The following is a 396-nucleotide window of genomic DNA, read 5'->3' on the forward strand; positions in this document are numbered from 1 at the left end:
CCGATTTCCGGGGTCGGGCCGTGTGTGGGTGCCCGAGCGTCGGTGGGCGTCGGGGTTCACGGCCCCGAGGTGGGTGTCCTTTCTGGTCTGTGGTCAGGTCGGCTGGTGTGGTCAGCCAGGGTTGGGAAGTGTTGCGAGTCTGGCGATTCCGTCGAGGAGGAGTTGCAGGTTCGGTGCGGTGGCGGCGAGTTTGAGGCGGGTACGTCGCGCATGGCGGGTGAGTTTCGCGGCGATCGAGAACAGTTGCAGCCGTAGCCGTTTGGGTTCCCACCTGCGGGCCGGGTGGTCGGTGAACGCGAGGAGCTGGGTCCAGGCCAGGAGCTCGCAGGCCAGCTCGACGATGGCGCACCAGATGCGGTTCTGCTCGAACCCGTGTAGTGGCAGGTTGGTCAGGCC

At 66.9% G+C, this 396-nt stretch carries 1 protein-coding gene; it reads right to left on the reverse strand.

The features are described from left to right. Positions 1-111: 111 nt before the first annotated feature. The coding region (locus tag ACLQ3C_RS21550; RefSeq protein WP_425707128.1) for a transposase at positions 112-396 on the reverse strand (285 nt) is incomplete at its 5' end.

The sequence above is a fragment of the Gordonia sp. DT30 genome, assembly GCF_049844915.1.
Lineage (GTDB): Bacteria > Actinomycetota > Actinomycetes > Mycobacteriales > Mycobacteriaceae > Gordonia.